The organism is bacterium, from assembly GCA_030649055.1.
Lineage (GTDB): Bacteria > Patescibacteriota > Minisyncoccia > UBA6257 > JAUSGH01 > JAUSGH01.
In genome coordinates, this window is the sequence record JAUSGH010000021.1 from 13965 (window position 1) to 30090 (window position 16126).

At 52.8% G+C, this 16126-nt stretch carries 16 protein-coding genes and 3 tRNA genes; 13 read left to right on the forward strand and 6 right to left on the reverse strand.

Features of this window, described 5'->3' with window-relative positions:
- Positions 1-45: 45 nt before the first annotated feature.
- Both topA and dprA read right to left on the reverse strand, forming a co-directional pair.
- On the reverse strand, positions 46-2154 hold the full coding sequence (gene topA, locus Q7R85_04400; protein ID MDO8585327.1) for a type I DNA topoisomerase: 2109 nt from the start codon (positions 2152-2154) through the stop codon (positions 46-48).
- Complete coding sequence (gene dprA / locus Q7R85_04405; GenBank protein ID MDO8585328.1) at positions 2151-3176, reverse strand: DNA-processing protein DprA; 1026 nt, start codon at positions 3174-3176, stop codon at positions 2151-2153. The genes topA and dprA overlap by 4 nt, the downstream gene beginning before the upstream one ends.
- A gap of 160 nt (positions 3177-3336) precedes the next feature.
- On the opposite strand from dprA, the gene Q7R85_04410 reads away from it, so the two are divergent.
- The 4 genes from Q7R85_04410 (at position 3337) to Q7R85_04425 (ending at position 4514) form a co-directional block, all read left to right on the forward strand.
- Positions 3337-3861, forward strand: a complete 525-nt coding sequence (locus Q7R85_04410) for a hypothetical protein (protein ID MDO8585329.1) — start codon at positions 3337-3339, stop codon at positions 3859-3861.
- Between the two features lie 14 nt (positions 3862-3875).
- Positions 3876-4076: a hypothetical protein gene (locus tag Q7R85_04415; GenBank protein ID MDO8585330.1), complete on the forward strand. Its 201-nt coding sequence runs from the start codon at positions 3876-3878 to the stop codon at positions 4074-4076.
- Between the two features lie 236 nt (positions 4077-4312).
- A tRNA-Ile gene (locus Q7R85_04420) sits at positions 4313-4384 on the forward strand.
- A gap of 58 nt (positions 4385-4442) precedes the next feature.
- Positions 4443-4514 (forward strand) — tRNA-Val (locus Q7R85_04425).
- A gap of 427 nt (positions 4515-4941) precedes the next feature.
- Here Q7R85_04425 and Q7R85_04430 read toward each other — a convergent pair.
- Genes Q7R85_04430 through Q7R85_04440 form a run of 3 tightly spaced genes read right to left on the reverse strand, consistent with a single transcriptional unit; the run spans position 4942 to position 8961 of the window.
- Positions 4942-5775, reverse strand: coding sequence for an RNA polymerase sigma factor RpoD/SigA (locus tag Q7R85_04430; protein MDO8585331.1), 834 nt, complete (start codon positions 5773-5775; stop codon positions 4942-4944).
- 44 nt (positions 5776-5819) lie between these two features.
- A complete protein-coding gene (locus Q7R85_04435; protein MDO8585332.1) occupies positions 5820-7838 on the reverse strand; it encodes a DUF4012 domain-containing protein in 2019 nt (672 codons plus the stop codon).
- Positions 7816-8961 (reverse strand): glycosyltransferase family 1 protein, encoded by a 1146-nt coding sequence (locus Q7R85_04440; GenBank protein ID MDO8585333.1) that lies wholly within the window; start codon positions 8959-8961, stop codon positions 7816-7818. Before Q7R85_04440 ends, Q7R85_04435 begins: the two co-directional genes overlap by 23 nt.
- 211 nt (positions 8962-9172) lie before the next feature.
- Between Q7R85_04440 and Q7R85_04445 the strand changes: the two genes are divergently transcribed.
- The 3 genes from Q7R85_04445 to Q7R85_04455 all read left to right on the forward strand — a co-directional run bounded on the left by Q7R85_04445 (position 9173) and on the right by Q7R85_04455 (position 10277).
- On the forward strand, positions 9173-9484 hold the full coding sequence (locus Q7R85_04445; protein ID MDO8585334.1) for a 50S ribosomal protein L19: 312 nt from the start codon (positions 9173-9175) through the stop codon (positions 9482-9484).
- A gap of 144 nt (positions 9485-9628) precedes the next feature.
- Positions 9629-9712: transfer RNA gene (locus tag Q7R85_04450), tRNA-Leu, on the forward strand.
- Positions 9713-9791: 79 nt separating this feature from the next.
- A complete protein-coding gene (locus tag Q7R85_04455; protein ID MDO8585335.1) occupies positions 9792-10277 on the forward strand; it encodes a hypothetical protein in 486 nt (161 codons plus the stop codon).
- 73 nt (positions 10278-10350) lie between these two features.
- Here the strand turns inward: Q7R85_04455 and Q7R85_04460 are convergent, their stop codons facing one another.
- Complete coding sequence (locus Q7R85_04460) at positions 10351-10791, reverse strand: hypothetical protein (protein MDO8585336.1); 441 nt, start codon at positions 10789-10791, stop codon at positions 10351-10353.
- A 282-nt stretch (positions 10792-11073) separates the two neighbouring features.
- Between Q7R85_04460 and Q7R85_04465 the strand changes: the two genes are divergently transcribed.
- From Q7R85_04465 to Q7R85_04490, 6 genes are all read left to right on the forward strand, one after another.
- Positions 11074-11574: an NUDIX domain-containing protein gene (locus Q7R85_04465; protein MDO8585337.1), complete on the forward strand. Its 501-nt coding sequence runs from the start codon at positions 11074-11076 to the stop codon at positions 11572-11574.
- Entirely contained in the window at positions 11561-11986 is a 426-nt protein-coding gene (locus Q7R85_04470; protein MDO8585338.1) for a hypothetical protein, read from the forward strand. The genes Q7R85_04465 and Q7R85_04470 overlap by 14 nt, the downstream gene beginning before the upstream one ends.
- Before the next feature lie 14 nt (positions 11987-12000).
- Positions 12001-12399 (forward strand): hypothetical protein, encoded by a 399-nt coding sequence (locus Q7R85_04475; GenBank protein ID MDO8585339.1) that lies wholly within the window; start codon positions 12001-12003, stop codon positions 12397-12399.
- Between the two features lie 67 nt (positions 12400-12466).
- Positions 12467-13039 carry a recombination protein O N-terminal domain-containing protein gene (locus tag Q7R85_04480; GenBank protein MDO8585340.1) on the forward strand — a complete coding sequence of 191 codons (573 nt, stop codon included), beginning with the start codon at positions 12467-12469 and terminating at the stop codon, positions 13037-13039.
- Positions 13032-14747, forward strand: coding sequence for a hypothetical protein (locus Q7R85_04485; GenBank protein ID MDO8585341.1), 1716 nt, complete (start codon positions 13032-13034; stop codon positions 14745-14747). Before Q7R85_04480 ends, Q7R85_04485 begins: the two co-directional genes overlap by 8 nt.
- A 132-nt stretch (positions 14748-14879) precedes the next feature.
- Positions 14880-16126, forward strand: a 1247-nt coding sequence (locus Q7R85_04490) for a glycine--tRNA ligase (protein ID MDO8585342.1), incomplete at its 3' end; no start/stop codon positions are given.

Sequence of the window (16126 nt, forward strand, 5' to 3'; positions counted from 1 at the left end):
GTTTCAAAAAACTCCGGCTATGATGCCGGAGTTTTTTGATTTTGGTTATTCTACTTTTTCCGCTTCTTCCTTTTCCGGCTCTTCTTCCGCTTCCGGAGTTTTTGCTTTTGGCGCCGCGGCATCGGCTTCCGGATTTCTCGGGTCGGTCCAGCTTGCGTATTTGCATGCAGGGTACTTCGCGCAGCCCCAGAAGATTTTTCCTCGCGCTCTGCCGCGGGATACTTTTCGTTCAACAATTTCGCCCGGCGCGTCCTTTCGCTCCGGCGAGGCAAGGCAGTCGGGGCATTTCATCCCGATGGTTTTCGGCGCATCCTTGGGTAATTGTTTTGTGGTTTTGCATTCCGGAAATCCGGAGCATGCCATAAACTTTCCAAACCTGCCGAATTTGATGATCATCGGCTTGCCGCATTTTTCGCATACTTCATTGGTCGGCTCATCGGCGATGGTTTTTTTCACTTCTTCGTACTTCGTTTCAAGGTTTTTTGCGAACGGCACGTAGAAGCTGCCGATGAGGTCTTGCCATTTTTCGTTTCCTTCGGCGACGCTGTCCAGTGATTCTTCCATCTTTGCCGTAAATCCGATGTCCACCACTTCGGGGAAGTTTTCGGTGAGTACTTTGTTGACGAGCTCGCCGATTTCCGTCGGGAAAAACTTACCTTCTTCTTTTTTGACGTAATTACGGAGCTGGATGACGGAAATAATCGGGGCGTACGTGGATGGGCGACCGATTCCGAATTCTTCCAGCGTTTTAATCAAGCTTGCTTCGTTGAAGCGGGGCGGCGGTTCAGTGAAGTGCTGTTCGGGGTCTATGCCCTGGAGGGCGAGCACCGAATCTTTCTGAATCACTGGAAGTTCATTTTCCTTAAACTTCTGCGGCCAAACTTTCAGATAGCCGTCGAACAGGCGTGTCGTGCCGTTGGCTTTCAGTGTGTATTGTTTTGCGTTTGTGCCTTTGGGGGTTGCGGCGGTGATTTCTATTCCGGTCGCGTCAAAGGTTGCCTGCGGCATTTGTGATGCCAAAAAACGCTGCCAGATAAGCGTGTAGAGTTTTTTCTCACCCGCTTCGGCGGTGGCAATTGTGTCGGGCGTTTCGGCTGGCTTAGTGGGGCGGATAGCTTCGTGCGCTTCCTGCGCGAGGCGCGATTTTGTTTTGAATACGCGCGGGGCGTCGGCGGCGTAGGCGGCGCCGAATGTTTCCGTTAAGTATTGTTTCGCGGCGACAAGCGATTCCTTTGAAAGGTTCAGCGAATCCGTGCGCATGTAGGTGATGAAACCATTTTCATACAGGCGCTGCGCCAGAAGCATTGTTTTTTTAGATGAATAGCCGAGCCGCTTTGACGCTTCCTGTTGCAGGGTGCTGGTGGTAAATGGCGGCGGCGGATTTTTCTTCAGCGTTTTTTTAGTGATGCCGGCAATAGCAAACGACGCCGAGGAAAGATCGGCAGAGATCGCTTTTGCGGTTGCTTCATTGGGAATGCTGAATTTTTCCATCGGTGCATCTCCGATTGAGGCGAGCGTGGCGACAAACGGCGCGTCCTTGGCTGTGAGCCGTGCGATAACAGACCAGTACTCTTCGGGCTTGAAAGCGCGGATTTCCAGCTCGCGTTCCATAATTAATCGCACGGCAACGGATTGCACGCGTCCGGCCGAGAGTCCTTTTGCCACCTTTTTCCACAAGAACGGGGAAAGTTTATAACCGACAAGCCGGTCCAGGACTCTCCGCGCCTGCTGAGCGTTCACGAGGTTCATGTCCAGTGCGCGCGGGTGCGTGAGCGCTTCTTCAATCGCGGACTTTGTGATTTCGTGAAAAACAATGCGCTCCGTTTTCTTGGTTTCTTGTTTTCCTGTTTTCTTGTCGTCAAGCCCGAGGGCTTGAGCGAGGTGCCACGCGATTGCCTCTCCTTCGCGGTCTTCATCAGTCGCGAGTACGATTTCGTCGCTTTTTGCCGCCGCCAGTTTGAGCTTCTTGAGCGTCGCGCGCGACTTTAGCGGAACCAAATATTGCGGCGTGTAGTTTTTTTCAACATCAATGCCGAGCTTGCTTCGCGGAAGATCGCGAATATGGCCGTAGGAAGATTCCACGACATAGTCGTCGTCGAGAAATTTTCCTATCGTTTTTGCTTTTGTCGGAGATTCTACTATTACAAGTTTCATGAAAGTTCGTACGTCCCGTCACATTCTCTGATTATACCCTTCAATTGCATAAATGTGAGCGCGCGGCTTACGGCATAAGAAGGAAGTTGGACTATTTCGCTGAGTTTGTCAACGGTCGCGGTTGCTGCCGAGTTTTTGAGCGCTTCATAAATACGCGCTTCGTCGCCCGAAAGTTCTGCCGCTTTTGCTGTGCTTGCTTTTGCCGGTGATACATCTTCGCCGAACGCGGCGCGGATGTCGTCCGGTGTGGTGACCAGCGCCGCGCCTGTTTTAATCAATGCGTGCGAACCGCTAAAGTTCGGATGTCCTACGGGTCCCGGAATAACAAAGACGTCGCGGTTTTGTTGAAGCGCGAACGTCGCGGTGGCGATTGAGCCGGACCGTTCCGGCGCCTCAATGATAAGGGCTCCAAGCGATAGTCCGCTCACAATACGGTTGCGTTCTAAAAAACGGGCTTGGTAGCAGGGGGAGCCTATGGGGTATTCACTGATGAGCGCGCCGCCCTCGGTGATGATGCGTGCGGCGAGAGATGCGTGTTCCGAGGGATATACTTCATCTAACCCGCAGGCAAGCACGGCAACCGTAGCGCCTTTTGCCTTAAGCGCGCCGGTGTGCGCCGCTCCGTCAATCCCGAGGGCGAGGCCGCTTGTGATACACCAGCCGGCGCCCGCCAAGCTCTCCGCGAACTGCTCCGCGGTTGCTCTTCCTGACGCGGTTGCTTTGCGTGTGCCGACGATTGCCAGCGCGTGAAGCTTCGGCAAAGCTCCTTTTATATAGAGTGCGAACGGCGGGTGATGGATTTCATTGAGTAGCGCGGGGAACTCATTGGATTCGCGCATACAAATGGCGATGCCGTGTTTTTGCAGTTGGTCCCATGCCTGCTCCGGATTGATGTTGCCCAGTTCTGTGCTTGTTTTCCACGCGTCTTGCCAAGAGGCGCGCGACTTTTTGGCGCGGGCGATCTTCACGTAATCGCCGCCGCACGCGAGGGCAACCGCATTATAATAGTAGGAGTCGTCCATGTAAGATGGGTTCCGGCGTGCCCTGTGCTACAACTTCGATTTATTTTGGTGATTCATGATGGTATATTTGTAACATGAGGTATGTTGAAAATCCAAGCATATTTCTCTCAATGTCTCATATGATCGAAGTTGTAGCACGGGGCGTGATATAATGGAAATAATGGAATCGTCTCAAAAAAGAACTTTATTGATTGATGTCGGAATCCCCGTGGCGGGCCTTTTGGCGTTTGTTGTTTTTACCGCGGTGTTGCGTCTTGATATGGCGCGGCGCGTTGAGACGATCGCGGGATTGCGGCAGATGATCGTGTCCCGCACGCAAGCGGTTCAGACGCTCGCGTCGCTCCGCGCGGACGCGGAACGGGCTCGCATCTACTCTAGCGTACTCGGGAATATTTTACCATCGCGCGATCAGCTCATCAGCTTCCCGAAGGAGTTTGAGCTCATCGCAAAGAAATATAACGTGCGGCTTGCCGCCGCCTTCGGAGCCGAGGCGGTTGCTTCAGGCGGGGAACCGGGCGCGATTGATTTTTCTTTTCAAATGAAAGGGGCGTATCCGGATATCGTCGCGTTTCTTGCCGCCGCGGAGTCAAGCCGGTATATTCTTGGCTGGACTTCGTTTGAGTTTCTGAAGGATAAATTGAGTGATTATAATGCGACGGTATTTGGCCGGGTGTTTACAAAGTAGTGAGCAAAAACGTTATGGCATATTGGAAAAAGGAATGGTTTTATGGAGTCATGGGCAGTGTCGGCGCAATTGCGCTACTTCTTTATGTTATTTTTACGCTACAATTTCTGGTGCGTGAGTTGGGACGGTCGTTAAATCCGAACTTGATAAAAACGCCGGAGGTTGTTAGATTTAATCTGGACAAAATGAAGGAGCTGAAGATCCCGGGGATATAGGAGCATTTCACGGAAAAATCTTTCTTTGTCTCGTAAGCGCGTATAGCTCAGTTCCGCCAGAGGCGGATAAAGTCCGAGCGGTCGCCTGAGGCGACAGGTCGAAGGTCCGATTTCTGTACGTTACATATGGATTTGCGCGTATAGCTCAGTCCCGCCAGAGGCGGGTAAAGTCCGAGCGGTCGCCTGAGGCGACAGGTCGAAGGTCCGGTTCCCGTACGTTGTATAAAAGCAAATTCGCGCGTATAGCTCAGTGGTAGAGCGCGTCACTGATAATGACGAGGTCGAAGGTTCGATCCCTTCTACGCGCACCGCATTATTGATAATGCAAGGTGCGAGCGAGGTCGTGGGTTCATTCAAAAAGTAATTGCGCCCTTAGCTTAATGGAAAAGCGTCACATTGACATTGTGAAGAGCGCAGGTTCGATCCCTGCAGGGCGCACCGATGTATCATGTTTATATTCTTCGCAGTTTGAAGAACGGCCGTTTTTACGTTGGTCAGACAAATGACGTTGTCCGGCGACTTTACGAACATAATACCGGGCAAAGTACTTACACGCATCTGACTAAGCCTTTTATTCTTATCCATCAAGAGAGTTTCAATTCACGATCTGAAGCAATGACGCGGGAGAAGTTTTTGAAGACTGGTAAAGGCAGGGCATGGATTTATGAGCTGTTTCGGTAGACTTGTCCGCCTATGGTAGAGCGGTCGCCTCAGGCGACAGGCCAGAAGTCCGATCCCTTCTACGCGCACAAAATACAAAACTGTCCCGCATTGCGGGACGGCAATTAGTTCGATTCCTCCCAGGCGCATAACGTAAAATAGAAGACCGCAACACGATTGTTGTCGTGCTGCGGTCTTTGGGCTTTTAGTCAATGTCGTTTGCGGAGAGCTTCTTGCGCTTCGCATGCTTCGCGAGCTTTACGAGCGCCTTCGTTTCAATCTGCCGTACGCGTTCGCGGGTGATGCGGAGTTGCTTGCCGATCTCGTCGAGCGTCTGCGGTACTTCGCCGTTCAATCCGAATCGCGACCTAAGGATACCGCGTTCCCGGTCGTTGAGGGAAGCCAAGAGCGTTTCCAGTGTCTCGGTAGCGTCAAATTCCCGCCGATCTTCCGTTGCTCCCACGACGCCCAGCACTTCGGGATCGTCAGCGCAGAGCACCGCCTTCTTTGCCGGTCCTTGGAGCGTCCGTAGCATTGCGTCAATCGCTTCGTCACCCGGCGGATTCTTCAGTGCGAGTCGCTTACGGATTGCGTGGCGTTTTGCATCGGCATTCCGCATTCTCTCAATCTCCGGCGTTACGGCTTTCCGGTACTTCGCTAAGAGATCCTGCATGAATGAGGGAATCCGGATGATGCGCGCCTGATCGCTCAACGCCCGGCGGATTGTTTGCTTTACCCACCATGTGCCGTACGTTGAGAACCGGAACCCGCGCCCAGGGTCGAACTTCTCCACGGCTTTGATGAGACCAATCGTCCCTTCCTCAACGAGATCGGAGAACGGCAAACCTCTGCCGCGGTAGTGTTTCGCGATGGAGAACACAAGCCGCAGATTAGCGCGGATGAGATGTTCGCGAGCATGCAAGTCGCCCTCCCGCGTTTTTCGCGCAAGCGTTTGTTCATCGTCGGCCGAGAGTAGCGGCGTCTTGCCGATTTCCTGGCTGTATTCTGCCATGTCCAAATCGTCGTCGCGCTTTCGCATCACGCGCTCCTTTCGTATCCGATGTCTTTGAAGCTGTATCTATATTATAATTTCATGAGCGTCAGGTCAAGCACGGTGCGCGATTCGGGATTTTCGGTTTCAAAGGTGTATGTCGTAGCGCTGTTTTCCTTCCAGATAAATCCCGGCGGCGCTTCGACGCGATATGAAAACTTGGTGTTGGTTCCGGATTGACGCTCAAACACAAAGCGGTAACCGACGTCAGACGCAAGAACAAGCTGCCTTTCGAGTTCGTAGTCCGCGACTAGCGTTTTTTTCTCGCCGCGATTGACGGTGAGCCATGCCGCGAATGTGGTTTTGCCGAATTGCGTGTATTGTTGTGCTTTGAATTCAGGGAGCCATTCCGCTGACTGTTCAATCGCTTGTACGTCGGCGTCGCGAAGGTAGCTGGGGCGCACGAGCGGCGCGTCGGGGATTTTCCCGTCGTGTCCTGAAAATGTTGTGAGGCGGCTCTCAAACGGCGTGAGTACTTGGATAAAGTTTTTGTTCGGAGCGCGGTACCACCATTCGGTTTGGTTCGCGCCGGTGTGCGCGCGTGTCACGGTGAGGCGGTTAATCACGCGTCCCTCGACGTCAATGTGGCTTTCGAGCGCCACGGACTCGTTTATGAATGCGTCGGATTTTCCTCCGGCGATGTTCGTGTCAACAACGGCGAGATAATCCTCCGTGCTGCGCGCTTCGGGGGTGTAGAGTTCGCCGCCGAGGCCTGCGTTTTGGATATACGCCTCAAGAGTGCGGTCCGCGGCGTATATCATGAGATCTTTATGCCTCACTCTTTCCCGGAGCATTTGTGTGAGCGCGCGTTTTTGGTCGCTGCTCGCGCTAGCGAGCCTTTCAAACAGCATCGGGGTGAGCACGCTTAAAATGCGCTTGGGTGTTCCCGCGGCTTTGTCGGCGCCGGATTCCACCTCCGTTTGCACTGCAGCGAGAAAATTTTCCGCGGTGACAGTTTTTTGATATTCTGCGAGTTCAATCGGACCAACGACGGTTAATACGTCTTCAATAAGATGGACGTTTAGCGCGATGGCGCCGGCAAAGGTTGTGCCACGCTCGCTGTATATTTTTGATTTTTCAAGGAAATCGAGGACTTTCGCGGCGGAGGTGGGGAAGTCAAAAAACCAGTTCGCGTCGCGCGCTCCCCAGCGTCCAGTGATGGCCTGGAGGGGCCGGGGCGGCAGCACGGCAATGTCGAGCTGGCCATCAGGGTCGTAGATGTCGCGGACATCAATGTTTGTTACGCTGCCGTCTTGAATGGTCACCACGGCATAGCTTCCGATGAAGCCGCCCGTCGGCCGCATTTCGGACGGGTTTTGGAAAAGTATGGCGAGATGTGTGGGGGTGACGGTGCCGAGCAGTTCGCGCGCGCCTTGAAGGAGTGTTTGATTGCGATAAAGTTCCGTCATGAGCGCCAGGTAGTCGCTGGGAAAACTGACACGTACCGTTGCCGCTGACGCCTGCAGGCGGTTGGCGAGCGTGATCATCGCGGAAATTTTTTGGTCAAGCGCGTCCAGGCGCGTGACCAGTTCATGGCCGCGGCCGCCGAACATCATCTGAAACGCGCTTGACTGCAGGCCGGCAAGTTCTTCGCTGACGCCCAGCGCCGCGCCGGAGAACGCGACAAAGTCGTCTAAGGCACCCGGCACGGCGTTCAGCACGGGGAATAGTTTTCCACCGAGCGTGAACAGCTGAAAAATCCCCACGCTTTGCGCTTGGGATTTCATCGTGTCAATTTGCCGCGTAATCGCCGCGAGCGATTCATTCGCTTTTTTCATGTCAAAACTTTTGAGCGCGGCGCCGACGTCGTGCATGTTCGCGGCGATATCTTTTTTTGCCGACAGGAATTCGTTCCGCAATTCGGCGATGATGGTGAGGTATCCCGCGGCGCCGACAAAAATGACGGCGAGTGTTCCAATGGCAAATATCCTGACGCGTGAATGTCGGCGGACACGCGTCGCGGGTGCCGGGGCCGTCATCGCGGCATACGTCGCTTTAGGCGCCGGTTTTATGATGTCGGCAAATTTTTTATATTTTGGTTCTATCGGCATAATTGCGAAGTACGGTCACGGTTTGATCAGCGGCGCGTTCCCAAGAAAAACGTTTTGCGTTTTCCAGCCCTTTGTCGCGTAGCGTCCGGCGAAGTCCTTCATTGGTAATGACTTCAGCGAGGGCGTCGGCGAGTTCGCCGGTGCGCCACGGATTTACATATAGCGCGCCACCCCCAAGTATTTCCGGAAGCGCCGTGCGGTCGGCAACTACCGCCGGAATGCCGCACGCCTGGGCCTCTAACGGCGGCAATCCGAATCCTTCAAAAAAAGAAGGGTACACGAATGCCTCACTTCCATTATAGAGCAAAACACGTTCCTCGGTTTTTACCGGGCCCCAGAAAATGATGTGTTGTCGGTATGGTGAGTGCGCTGCTTCGCGTACGATACTCGCGTATAGCCAGCCAGGCGCGCCGGCGAGTACGAGGCGCAGATCGCGGAATTGCGGCGACGCCTTTAATATATTAAACGCTCGGATCGCTCCGGTGATATTTTTGCGCGGTTCAAGCGTGCCGAGGTAGAGGAGGTAGGGGAAGGCGACGTTGTTTTGCTTTTTCCATTCGCGCAAGAGGGAATCGTCAGTGGCAATCGGGCGGAATTGCGTATCAATGCCGGAGTAGATTACCGAAATCTTTTCCTTTGGAATGTTCCATGTGGTCACGAGGTCATATTTGGTGTATTCGGAAACGGCGATGAGGTGTGCGGCACGCTCGGCGTTCGTCTTTGGCGCCTGTACCGAATGCCAGAGCCGTTTCCTGAACGGAAAAAAATCCGGATGATGGACGAATGAAAGGTCGTGAAATGTGATGACGTGCGGGGAGATACCTGTTTCTATGATATTGAAGTGCGGACTAAAGACGACGTCGGTATTTGTAACGCGAGGAAAACGGAATGCTCCGAAACTTACATCCAATAGTTTATTGGGTATGTGCCAATTGGTGACGCTTGCGTTGGGGTTGCTTGTCCACGCGCTCGGGAGTTTTGCAATGCGGACGCCATTATGAAAAAAGGTCAGGCGATCATGCGGCGCGCGCGCAATAATGCCGCCGATGATGTGTTCGGCGTATTCCTCAACGCCGGAGTGTCCACCGTAACCCAGGACGCGCGTGTCAATCGTGAGATGCATACCCTGTGCTACAACTTCGATTGGTTTTTAATAATCAACATGATTTGTACATACAAAACATTTCTAGCTTGCGAAACCAAATCCTTATCAACGCGAAAAACGAATACGGCGATCGAAGTTGTAACACGGGGCATATGTACATTATAGGCGTGGGGGCTTGCAAATGCACGGGAGTTTTGATACGCTATCTTTACATATGGACGAGGCAATCATGAAACAAATCAAGTCCGGCGCCACGGTGCGCGTTTGGGAACGCGTGAAAGAAGGCGATAAAGAGCGCGAAAGCTCTTTTGAGGGGCTGGTGTTGGCGCGGAAGCACGGGAATCAAGCCGGTGGGACGTTTACCGTCCGTGGCACGGTCGCGGGCGTTGGCGTTGAAAAGGTGTACCCGGTTCATTCGCCGCGCATTGCGAAAGTGGATGTGCTTTCGTCTCCCAGAAAAGTGAGCCGCTCAAAGCTGTACTACATCCGTAATTTGTCTAAGAAAGAAACGCGGCAGAAAGTGGGACTTTCGGGGGAGTAGGGTGAGTATTCACGAATATCGCGAATTTGACTCGGCAATAATGCGAATAAGACAAGCCGCCACGCATCGTGCGGGGCGGCTTGTTGCTTGGGTTGAAAATTAAGAAAGCACTTGCTATAGTAGGTGAGAAGTTATAAGGAAAGCGCCCGGGTGGCGAAATGGCAGACGCACTACCTTGAGGTGGTAGCGCCGCAAGGCATGCAGGTTCGACTCCTGTCCCGGGCACCAGAATATAATTTGTTAGAAGTATTGATCCAAGCCGCGTTTTAATTTTGGAGGAAGGAAGTTTTTAATAATTAAAAACTATATGAGCATCGAAAATCCGTTCAGTAATCCTCCGCAGGAAACTCCAGGGCCAGAGGAGGAAAAACAAGAACAGCCGGCAAGGGAATCAGTCGCCCAAGAACAAGGCTTGTCAGCAGAGCAAATAGAACAGTACGAACAGTACGAACAGTACGTGAAGGATCATCCGGAAACTGTCATAGCTCCGGAGAACTTACGTGAATGCGGTCCGGAAATTGCGGAATATGAAGAGATGCTTGTGTCGTTTGAGTCGGCATACTCTCTCGCAGAGTTGCACTTGATTATTGACCTCAAACCGGAAGATGCCGCAAATTATCCTTTACGAGAATCGGCCAAAGCCGCACTTGTTCCTATTGTTGAAAAAATGAATATATTAAAAAAAGAAACGAATATCGCGCCTGAAAAACGCGAAGAGTTAAAAGCAAGATACGAGCGTCTTTCAAAAGCTGTCGGGATCATAAATAACAATAAAGTTGATCATACCAGGTAGTTAAAATCACGATATTGTAAATCAAATCAAAAACCCCTCCGACAGACATCGGAGGGGTTTTTGATTTAAGTCCCTAATCTCTGCTTAAAAAGCAATCTTTGATTAAGCTGCCGATGTCTTCTTTTTTATATGCGCGGTAGCCCTTGCGTTCCATGGATTCCCGAAACGGCGTGGTGCTACTCAAGAAACACAGATGTCCTTTGAATACGTCGTTTCCTCGGACAAGCTCCTCGGCGAATCCGCCGAGGGAATCCAGAATATAAAAGTCGTATTGGTTGTTTGTCAAAAACTCGCGGATAGTATCCTTTGTGCATACCGCGTAGTGTTTAATTTTTGACGCTATATCTTCGTTGAGCAGCTCCGCCACTTCTTTGAGCTTTTTTTCCGAGTAGTCATTGTCCGGCGCCACAAACAGGAAACTCACCGCAAGGGGCGGTGTCGTGTTTGCGCGGAAGAGCGGCTCATAGTATTTGAGGTCGCTCGGGCTGTCTTCAATGATGAGGACGCTGCTCATGCGTATATTGAACTTAGGAAAAACCTATCTATAACGGTATCCCTAGTCGCGGCGACTGTCAACCGCCCGCATCGCTTTACTAAAGACATATAGGAGGGCCTTGCCCTGTGCCAACGCGAAGCTTTGGCACAGGGTTGACTTTTCCAAATTATCGTGTATACTTATTGCAGTTACGTCGGGAGTGTTCCTGATGCGAATTCAAGCAGTTCCGAGTTGTGGAGGTGCAACATGTCTGGTATCGCGGGAATTGTGGCTCTGGTGACGCCGTAGGGGATCGCGCTCGTGCAGGAGCCCGCGAAGCCCGGCAAACTCTACTGGAAGTTTCCGGGTGGCGCTGGCGAGGGGAATGAGACCCCGAAGCAGTGCGCGCGGCGGGAGTTCCTGGAGGAGGTCGGGGGAGTGGAAATCTACGAGAACGACCTCGTGCTTATCAAGACGGAGCAGGTCGTTGACGAGAAGAGGGCGTGGCGTAACCACACCCGCTACTTCTACAGGGTGGATAAGGACGTCGTGAATCCCAAGGCTCGTGGCGACGAGGGGGAGATCATCCAGATCTTCCGGCCTGAGGACGCCGCGGAGATGCTGAAGAGGGGGGGAGATGCTCCCAGGGCACTGCGAGATCCTTCGTGGGATTCTCGCGACACTCGGCGTCGCTGCGTAGGTAGATCATTCGTGGGCCGGTCGTCTAGGCGACCGGTCCACTTCTTTTTTCTTCGCGCTGTTGTATTATGGGTAAAGCTCAAGTCGGTCTCATTGCGAGGAATCTCCGATGCAATACAATGACCGGGAACGGATCGCGACGGCAGCGGTGTGGTGTGGAGTGCTCGGGGCTTTGCTGCTCCGGCTCTTCGACCTCGTGGATTGGATGAGGCGGCCGGAGTTGCGGCGCGTGGAGGACTTCCGGGAGCGCTATGGCGAACTCGGAATGATTGTCCTTCAGGCCTACAACACCGTGAACCCCTTCCACACTTATGACGAGGAAAAAGCGCCCGGCGCGTATCTCGTCTACGCCGTGCGGTTCATGGAGTCGTGGACGTCCGAGGCTTACGCGGATGTCGGCAAGCATGGGCGCGTCGGCGCCATCGTGCACGACAGCTTCGGCGCCGACACGCGCGAGGTGCTGTGGCAGACCTCGTGCATCCGTGACATCGTGGACAGGATCTGGTGGAGAGCTTTTCTCGTCAAGAGCCAGTAAAAGGAGGCATAGCGATGTCGTACAGCCCGAAGGCGCACGACTTCTCGGAAGCGACGCTCGCGAAATTCGTCGGCGGGCAATTGGAGGTGCTTGTACTCCCTGCGCTCGGCGGATTGCATCCTCGGCGATACCGTGGTGAGGTGCGCGAGCTCGCGTATGTTGGCACCGTGCTTCGTTTCCGGTTCGCGCGGCTCGAGGAGAAGCAGTACCCGCTTTCCGTAGAGAAGGGGAAATGGTTCGGCGGTCCGGCGCCGGAGGACAAATGGTTTACGATTGATCTCGCAGCGTGGGACGTCGTGAAGTCCACAGAAGCGGGGAGTATCGTATTTCTTCATTACGCAACCGGAAGCATGGCGACGCTCCGGCCCTCGGCCAGCGAGAAGCTTCCGAAGGCTGAATCGGTCAATCTCTAGCAGAGAACGGTCCCGCGCGCGGCAATTGCCTCGCGCGGGACTACTTTTTTTGATAGAATAGTAGTTGATGGCTGAATGTATTACCGATGCGATGGTGATTGACAAAGAAGACAGCGGCGAGCAGGATGCCCGCGTTTTTTTGTACACCGAGGCGCTGGGGAGTGTTGTCGCGAAAGCCACGAGCATCCGCAAAATCACTTCAAAGCTCGCCACGCACTTGGAGCCGCTGAATTTTGTGAAGGTGCGGCTTATTGAGCGAAGCACCGGCGGATCCACCGGTTATCAGATCGGTGACGCGCTACTGCGCCACCGTTCTCTCGGGTGGCGCGCGTCACCGGAGGCGCTTGCCGTCGGTTTGCGCCTCGCGCACGTGTTTAAAGAAAGTGGGTTTCGTGGCGATTCGGACCCAGAGATGTGGCGGATGCTTTCGGAAATGTTCGGTAATCCTCCCGCGTCGCCGTTTACCGCTTATACTTCAAAGATGCTCGGCATTTTGGGGTTTGACCCGCGATACGCGGCATGCAGTGTGTGCGCGAACGAACGCCCGACGAAATTTTCATTTCGGGCGCTGGCATTTTTCTGTGACACTTGCGCGAAGCAAGACCATTCGTCTATGCTGAAGTGCGTCAATTATGTCTAAGGTGTTTCTTATATTTTCTATCTTTATCATTGCTGCGGCCGCGGGGCTCGGCTGGTATTATTTTTCCGGCAGTGGTTCTCATGCTGTTACGATTGATGTGACCAAGCCCGACCGCGTACTCATCGGGGTTCCTTTTTCAATCAACATAGCGGCGGGAAACACCGGCGGAGGAGCATTGCGCGACGCAAAGCTTTCACTTGAGCTTCCGCTTGGCGCGGCATTTGTCGGCGCGAGACCCGAGAAGACCACGGAGACGAAAAGTTTGGGGCTTATCGGCGAGGGGAGCACGGTGCAGGAGGAGTTTGACGTGATTGTGCTGGCTAACGAGCAATCTATTAAGCGGTTTGTTGTACGCATTAATTATTCTCCTGAAAGTGTCGGTTCGCGGTTTGAAGAAACGAGTGAGTTTGATGTGGTGGCGGATGCAAGTGGTATGATGTTGGACCTTGTGGCGCCGGAGTCGGCGGTCAGCGGGGAGGAGTTCGGATTTGATGTGCCGGTGAAAAACATGGCAGGCATTGACTTCCGTAATCTGAAACTCACCATCCAATACCCGCCTGGTTTTGAATTTAAAAAAGCATCGCTCGCGCCCGACCTCGGCCAGCATACGTGGCAGCTTGGTGATTTGCGTAGCGGTTCGGAAACAACACTTCATGTGCGCGGCAATCTGCTGGGACAAGCCTCTGCGAGTTTTGAGTTTCGGGTCGTGCTTGAGGCGGAATTTTTGGGCGAGCAGTATATTATCGGGACAAAAACCGCGCGTGTCACTGTTGCCGAGTCGCCGCTGAACTTACTGTTGAGCGTTAACGATAGTCCATTGTATATTGCCGCAATCAACGAAACGCTGGTGTACGCGGTGGAGTATGAAAATACGTCAAACCAGCCGTTACAGAACGCGGTGGTGAAAGCGGAGCTCCGTGGCGAGATGTTTGACCTTTCGACGCTACGCGCCGCAAACGCGGCGGTTAATCCTTCCGGTAACGCGGTAGTGTGGAGCGCGGCAACATTTCCGGATCTCGCCGTTATCCCCCCGCATAGTTCCGGTGTACTGATATTTACCGTGCGGACGCTTCCTAACTATCCCGTGCGGCGGTTGAGCGACCGGAATTTTCTTTTGAAGGCGGATGTTCGCATGGATGCCGAAGGAACACCCAAGGGATCGGAATCGCGGCGCGTATCGGGGCTTATGCGTCTTGAAACGAAGGTGAAAGGGGCGCTCGCGCTCGACGCGAAAGCGTTTTTCCGCGACGCTGGCGCCGGTGTTTTGAATAATGGTCCTATTCCACCGCGGGTGAATGCCTCGACCAACTACACCGTGCATTGGCTGGTCAAAAACTTCTCTACCGATGTCGCGAGTGCCACGGTCCGCGCGCGCTTGGGCGACAATGTTCGTATGACTGGGGTAGTGAAGGGTGTTTCTCCCGAACAATTGAACTACAATGCCAATACGCAAGAGGTTGTGTGGGCCATTGCCCGCATTCCGGCGACCAAAGGTATCACCGACGCGCCGCTTGAGGCAATTTTCCAGATTGAGGCAACGCCGAGCCCGAATCTTCTTCGCATGTACATGCCGCTCATCGGCGAGACGGTTATTGAGGGAAGCGATATGTTTACGGGGAGCGATATCCGGGCAACCGACGTGGCGATTACAACTTCACTGCCGGATGATGCGAGTATTGGCGGACAGGGAGGAATGGTGGTACAGTGAACGCGATGCTAATATACGAATGCGTGCGAATGATACAAATGCAGAAAGTTGATTCGTATAATTAGTATTCATTAGTATATTTGCATCGGGGTAGTATATGTTGCTATGAAAAAATCAGAGAACGAGACATTGATGGATAAAGTAATCTCGCTCTGCAAGCGCAGAGGTTTTGTTTTTCCCGGCTCGGAGATTTACGGCGGCCTTGCGAATTCGTGGGATTACGGTCCATTGGGCATTGAATTAAAGATGAACGTGAAGACGGAGTGGTGGAATCGGTTTGTGCGTCAGCGGAAAGATGTCGTTGGAGTGGACACGGCGCTTATTATGAATCCGAAAGTATGGGAAAATTCCGGGCACTTATCAACGTTTAACGATCCGCTCGTAGAATGTAAGAAATGTCATGCGCGTTATCGCGCGGACCAGATAAAAGACAATATCTGTGAAAGTTGCGGCGGCAAGAATTTTACGCCGGCAAAACAATTTAATCTGATGCTCAAAACGTTCTTGGGTCCCGTTGAAGACGAAAAATCCGTTGTTTATTTCCGTCCCGAGACAGCCCAGGCAATGTTCGTTGATTTTAAAAACGTACTGGGTACTTCACGCAAAACACTGCCATTCGGTATCGCGCAAATAGGAAAAGCCTTCAGAAACGAGATAACGCCCGGCAATTTTATTTTCCGCACGCGTGAATTTGAACAAATGGAAATAGAATACTTCATTAAAGAGGCTGATTGGGAGAATCAATTTGAGCATTGGCGAAAAGAAATGTGGAGCTGGATGACGGACGATTTGGGTCTCAAAAAAGAACACATCCATGAGCTCGATGTTCCGAAAGACGAGCTCGCACATTACTCAAAAAAGACGATAGATTTTGAATATGATTATCCGTTCGGCACAAAAGAGCTCTATGGACTCGCATACCGCACAGATTTTGATCTCAAAAATCATTTCAAAGAACCGCCATATAGGGAGGAAGGGAGCGAAGCATTTTATCCGCACGTGATTGAGCCGACGTGGGGCGTGGACCGTTCTATGCTCGCCACACTTCTCGAGTCCTATGCGGAGAACCCTTCGACGGATTCGACAAGCTCACCACAAGCAAGCTCAGGGCAAGCGGGACGCGTTGTATTAAAACTCCCGCCAAAGCTTGCACCCTACAAAGTCGCCGTATTCCCGCTTCTCAAAAATAAACCTGAGTTGGTTGCAAAAGCCCGTGAGATTTATGCGTCGCTCCGAAAGAAATACATGACTGCGTGGGATGACAGAGGTAATATCGGCAAGCGATATTATGCGCAGGATGAAATCGGTACACCGTACTGCATCACCGTTGATTTCGATACGTTAGAAGATAATGCCGTCACTGTTCGTGACCGCGACAC